Genomic DNA, 5,341 nt, shown 5'->3' on the forward strand with positions numbered 1-5,341 from the left:
GCATTAGACTGTAACGTACCCCTCGGACCAATGGTCTTGGCCTATCTCATATTCATCAATATAAAACCCACTTTCCTCATCGTCCTCAAGAGGATCAATTAGCTTTGGGCAACCAGAGAACCCAGGTTGAGAAGCTAACCTTTCAATAGCGCCTAGGGCATCCTCTTTACTTGCGTAGAGACCAATGACTTTTACACATTCATTATCTTCTGCGATGACGTGTAAGTGCTGTAATAAAAATGCAGATTTCATAGTGTGCTTAACGTTGCCAACAAGGGCGGCCGAAGCGTAGCGTAGGCCGTCCAGCCCAGCTCATAGCTGGGCGAGCTTGCTTGGCCTGGTTATGTGCTGCTGTGTCATCCATGGCTTCCAGACTTCAACATAGATTCAAATAAAATTATTAAAAAAGCGCCACTTATAACTGGTAAAATTATTCCGGAGATAAGAAAAATAACAGCCAATGAGTGACTACCCATTTTATAGCGTCTATAACCCTCCATGAACGGATACAAGAAGAATCCTATTAGCACGCTATACAAGATGAACTCCGGGACCTTCAGTAAAGCTCCGCCCCCTAACCTTTCTAGGCCCAGGAGATAGATTATTGGATAAAGCAAACCGGCCATGACAAAAACAACTATTAGGTAAAGCCATTTACTCAAAGTTCATATCTCTTCGTTGAAGCACATAACGTTGCCAGCAAGGGCAGCCGAAGCAGAGCGTAGGCTGTCCAGCCCAGCCTCCGGTTGGGCGATCTTGCCTGGCCTGGTTATGCATTTTACTCTGCTACCTGCACCATATCTTTGATTTCAGACTCCACCTCATTGGTGTAACCATACTGCCAATTTGGAAATGGAGCTATTAAAAGAGCTACCCAGCCTTGCATTGAGGTAACTTTAACCTGACCAAGCTCTTGTGACCCGGATGAAACACTGTATGTATTGATGCAGTGGGTAGGGATAATGCCTAGCGTGAGTACGTACATCATTGGTTCAAAACAATGATTGCCTTCTGGCCACTTATTTACTCTTGTTACGGCGACAGCATCTTTATCGCTTATAGCTTCACTAAATTTGTCCTCCGGCTCAACTTTATAGGTTGCGCATGCCGAAAGAAGCGAGATAAGTATGATGAGTGGTAATTTATTCATGATGCATAACGTCTTTAGCATGCGAGCGCTTTTTGTGGAGCCGAAAGGCGGAACGAAAAGTGGGTCGCGTGCCTGAGCTGGTTAAATGCTTTTACCATAACGTTTTTTAACATAGTAAAACACATTAGATGATAACCAAACCAGTATGAGTTGAATAAACATTTCACAATAGGTTAAGTCATACGAGGCCTCACCATCCACGTGGATAAACCAATGTAAGAAAGGAATGGGACCAACAAAGCCTTGGTAAAACCAAAGCCTCCACCAAACGATAGAAGCAACAAACAAGCCCAATAAGATCAGCAATTGTATTCCTGTAGTCTTGTTTCCTTTCTTCATTTAATTCCCTGTATTTAACGCTTTGCGCACAGGCAGACAAACCAAAGGTTTGGTTGTCCAACCGCGCAGCGGTGATTGTGCCGCAACTTGTTAAGGCCTACAGTAGTCATTCGCACTCCGGAGGCACTATATCTGTGAGTTCTATAATTTCTACCGGTACGATTTCATATTCGTATATCCCGCCATACCCATATCTTCCCTTCTTAGACAGGGCCGCTTTCATCTCAACGTAGAGCGGAGGGTAATAAAGAAGGCCATTCGGCTCATATTTTTTCTTGAATTTATCAACAACACCTCTAGAAACCCAGAGCGATTGACCACCTTCACAGACCCTAAATGCTCTCACTTCAAAGCCGAATTCCAAAATTCCTTTGTAGTGATCTTTCCTAAATGATTGAGCTGCTGAAAAGAACAGCCAAATCAATATGGCAATAACACCAAGACTAACCAAGCTAATTATCGACTTAATGTTGTTCACTTGTGAGCCTTAACGCCTTTAGCAGCGGCGGCGAAGCCGTCCAGCCCCGTAGGGGCGATGCTGCCTGAATTTGTTAAACGTCACAGTTGCCCCCATTCACACTGCTGCAAAATAGACTCCCAGTACGAGTTATTCAGTGACTGAAAATCCTCTATTTTTATTAAGCGGCTTTTCAGTTGCGCTACTAATGCAAGCTGTTTTTCTTCCGATTGATTCGCATCAATGGCATCGTTATAGGAATTGAAAGCATCAACCGACTCTTTAAAATGATTATAGTTGTGATTTACATACCAAACCTTTTGATCAGAGTGGTGTTTGTAAACAACCGAACTTCCTTCATCAAATTCGAAAATACCATCGCTGTCATCTTCAGCGATTACTTTTGATTCTGGATCTAATAGTGTGATTTCCATAATTATCGTTTAACGCCGCCATAACCGGCCGGAAAACCGCGCAGCGGTTTGGAGGTCCAGCCCACGCAGTGGGCGATGGTTGATGGCCTTGTTATGTGCCGCCATACATATAGGCCTCTATTAGCTGCTCTTTTACATTTGGATTATTAGCTTTGTGATATAGGTTCAAAGTTATTTCTTTCGCCTTACTCGAAGTTAATTCACACAGAACCTCCGCCAGCCTGTGACAGAATTCTATATTTGATTCATCAAACACATCATTTACCCACGATGCGACAATGTCACTAACCTCCTCAGAGTACCCCAACCCCTCTGTTCGGCATCCCCCAATATTGCATAAAGCCACAGCTGCTTCATATGCCCTTTGTTTATTACTAGTTTTTTCAGATTCGATAATTATTGATGCTAGTTTATCCGCTTCTTCGGCGGAAACATCTTTTTTCAGATTGAAGGCTAGCTCTAAACTATATTCCATGATCTATCCGCACATAACGCCGTGATATGCGGCGGGCGTTGCGAAGCAGCGAACGTCCGGTGGAGGCCCGCAGGGCCGGAACGAACATCATCACCTTGTTATATGTTGAACAGGTCATGAAATCGCTCTTTTTGATGATTTATCCATAATTTAGATTGCTTGTCATTGTCACAAAGAATGAGAATCATCTCATCGTTTAAAGGGTAACCTTGATCGATCCAATCCAAAGCCTGCTTTCTCCAACCACCTTGGAGGGCTCCGATTACTAGCTCATCAAATGGAAACGTCATCAGAGCATTTTCGGGAAGACCTAAATTTTTTAGGCCTTCCTTGATCAACTCTATTACATGTGCAATTTTTGAATAGAAAAATAAATAGAAAAAATGTGCTTGGTGGACTGACTTTACCTGCCAAACGATACTGCTGGTCGCGACGCACCAAAATCCATCTTCTGTAATTCCAATCTGTTCCTTATCATAAGGACGGTCAAACACATGAACATATCTTATTAATGTGCCATCAGGTGTCTCAGCTTCAACAAACTTCTCAAAACAAACTGCATTCACTGTTGCTGCAACGCTCTTTCTATTCATACAGCCTCATATAACGCCGCTAGCAAGGGCAGCCGAAGCAACGCGTAGGCTGTCCAGCCCAGCCCCGAAGGGGTTGGGCGAGCTTGCCTAGCCTGGTTATGGCTGGCGCGCTCGGGACCGACTACTAGCACTTTGCCAGCCATAGTTTGGCTGGCCGCTGCCCAATATTTACGAGGGAAGAATACCGCACTTTCCCTAACCAATTCCTATCTTACTGGCAATCCGCGAAATTGCAGCGGACTGCCTCTTTTTACAACACCCGAGCGAACACTCTTGGAGCGAAACTGCCTGAATAGCAATCAGTAAAATTGCTCAATACCAGATGCTATTTAGTGGCACGAAACCTTCAGTTACCACGAAAAATCAATAAAACCGACCGCCACAATAACGCCCGCAACAGGGGCGACCAATGCTATGCATATTTTGTGCGAAACTGGGAGCGAAGCGATCCGCACAAAATGTGCATAGCGTTGGGCGTCCCGCGGAGGCCCGAAGGGCCGGAGCATCCTGCTTGCGTTTGTTATGAATTTAGCACGCCACTTCACGAATCTCTTCAATTGCAGGTAACCCAGAAAAAATGCCGACTAGCCCAGACACATAGGTAGTCTTACCGATACAGCCTTCCATCTCGGAGTGAACGCTGCCATTTCTAATTGCTGTGTCGGAGAATAACAGTAAACTCAATACGTTAGCTGGAGGCTGTGTCTGTAAATTAATATGATCTTTTGATGGAATTAATACTAAAACATTGCCTCTAGGCGGTTTGTACATATAACCGACAACTTGAACATGCTTGCCATAGTAATTTTCAAACATACCGACAACCATAGGCACATCTCCTCGCATAAACCCACCGGACGGCTTATTACTACAAGCGGTCAGCCCCAAGAGAACTAGTAGTAGTATTGATTTAGTATTTCTCATGAATTCATAACGCCTTGCCCACAGGCCGACCGAAAGGGAGGTCCAGCCCGAAGGGCGATTGTGCGGCAACTTGTTATGAGTTAATTGCATGATTCCGCCAACCCTGCCGCCAACACAGAAAATGCCTGTGTAACTTTTGGTCCAGAAAGGATCTCCTTCAAGTTTTCTGTACTGTAATTTTCTTCAAAGTACTTTGTTTGACAACTGCAGGCTTCTTTAATTTTTATTAAATATGGATCTCGCGGATTTTCAAAATACTCTTTTGATATGTTACCAAACTCAGCGAAGTACCCTGACTGAACGATTGTTTTATCGATGCACCCCTTCCAAAGCCCTTCGGTAAAATCATCTCTCCACCTCTTGTTTTCTAAGTAGTCATTTGCTTGAACCTCAAACGACATCAACAAACAGAGGGGTGTTATAAAATTCCTCATCCACTGAACCCCTAAAGACTCATAACGCCCACAGCAGGGGCGGCCGAAGCATAGCGTAGGCTGTCCCGCGCAGGCCTGCAGGGCCGGAGCAACCTGCCTGTATTTGTTAGCGGCTGATAGAAAGTACATATCGCCGACCTAAGTAAAGCAGGTGTAGCGACGACAAAATTGGTAGACACAGCACCACCATTTGCCAACTTATTCCGCCTTCAGAAACCATGAAGAGGAAACCTAATATGGATATAAGTCCCATAGCCATGAATATTTTGATTTTGGTTGGTGACAATACACTACTCTCTGGCTCAATAATTTTTAATACTAACGATATAATCCCTACCATACCAAAGCTACCACCTAATAGCATCGCCATAAGGTATAGGCCCGAAAATTGACCTTCAAGTAGGGATGATATCGCTACAGGAATAACGATTAACCCCATCGCTAATATTAAAAGTGAGGGGCCAAAGCAAATAACTACTTCCAGAAGTAGCAATAGTTTTCGTAGAGGTCTCAACTATGCCTCCGTAGACTGCTA

10 protein-coding genes are annotated in these 5,341 nt (G+C 44.1%); all 10 read right to left on the reverse strand.

Annotated features, from left to right (window positions below):
• Nucleotides 1-3 precede the first annotated feature (3 nt).
• Nucleotides 4-252 (reverse strand): DUF7336 domain-containing protein, encoded by a 249-nt coding sequence (locus ACJJIL_RS23455; RefSeq protein WP_445360384.1) that lies wholly within the window; start codon nucleotides 250-252, stop codon nucleotides 4-6.
• Between the two features lie 526 nt (nucleotides 253-778).
• Complete coding sequence (locus ACJJIL_RS23460; protein ID WP_282931105.1) at nucleotides 779-1,150, reverse strand: hypothetical protein; 372 nt, start codon at nucleotides 1,148-1,150, stop codon at nucleotides 779-781.
• Nucleotides 1,151-1,231: 81 nt separating this feature from the next.
• On the reverse strand, nucleotides 1,232-1,489 hold the full coding sequence (locus ACJJIL_RS23465; protein ID WP_444898103.1) for a hypothetical protein: 258 nt from the start codon (nucleotides 1,487-1,489) through the stop codon (nucleotides 1,232-1,234).
• Nucleotides 1,490-1,595: 106 nt separating this feature from the next.
• Entirely contained in the window at nucleotides 1,596-1,967 is a 372-nt protein-coding gene (locus tag ACJJIL_RS23470) for a hypothetical protein (RefSeq protein ID WP_444935367.1), read from the reverse strand.
• A gap of 80 nt (nucleotides 1,968-2,047) precedes the next feature.
• Nucleotides 2,048-2,380, reverse strand: a complete 333-nt coding sequence (locus ACJJIL_RS23475) for a hypothetical protein (RefSeq protein WP_445360385.1) — start codon at nucleotides 2,378-2,380, stop codon at nucleotides 2,048-2,050.
• Nucleotides 2,381-2,471: 91 nt separating this feature from the next.
• A complete protein-coding gene (locus ACJJIL_RS23480) occupies nucleotides 2,472-2,855 on the reverse strand; it encodes a hypothetical protein (protein WP_445360386.1) in 384 nt (127 codons plus the stop codon).
• A 98-nt stretch (nucleotides 2,856-2,953) separates the two neighbouring features.
• Nucleotides 2,954-3,448, reverse strand: a complete 495-nt coding sequence (locus ACJJIL_RS23485) for a hypothetical protein (RefSeq protein ID WP_445360387.1) — start codon at nucleotides 3,446-3,448, stop codon at nucleotides 2,954-2,956.
• A gap of 528 nt (nucleotides 3,449-3,976) precedes the next feature.
• Nucleotides 3,977-4,462, reverse strand: coding sequence for a hypothetical protein (locus ACJJIL_RS23490; RefSeq protein ID WP_445360388.1), 486 nt, complete (start codon nucleotides 4,460-4,462; stop codon nucleotides 3,977-3,979).
• Entirely contained in the window at nucleotides 4,453-4,806 is a 354-nt protein-coding gene (locus tag ACJJIL_RS23495) for a hypothetical protein (protein WP_444905576.1), read from the reverse strand. The genes ACJJIL_RS23490 and ACJJIL_RS23495 overlap by 10 nt, the downstream gene beginning before the upstream one ends.
• A 106-nt stretch (nucleotides 4,807-4,912) precedes the next feature.
• Nucleotides 4,913-5,320 carry a hypothetical protein gene (locus ACJJIL_RS23500; protein WP_444913286.1) on the reverse strand — a complete coding sequence of 136 codons (408 nt, stop codon included), beginning with the start codon at nucleotides 5,318-5,320 and terminating at the stop codon, nucleotides 4,913-4,915.
• Nucleotides 5,321-5,341: the final 21 nt, after the last annotated feature.

The sequence above is a fragment of the Microbulbifer maximicatervae (SeqCode) genome, assembly GCF_052468095.1.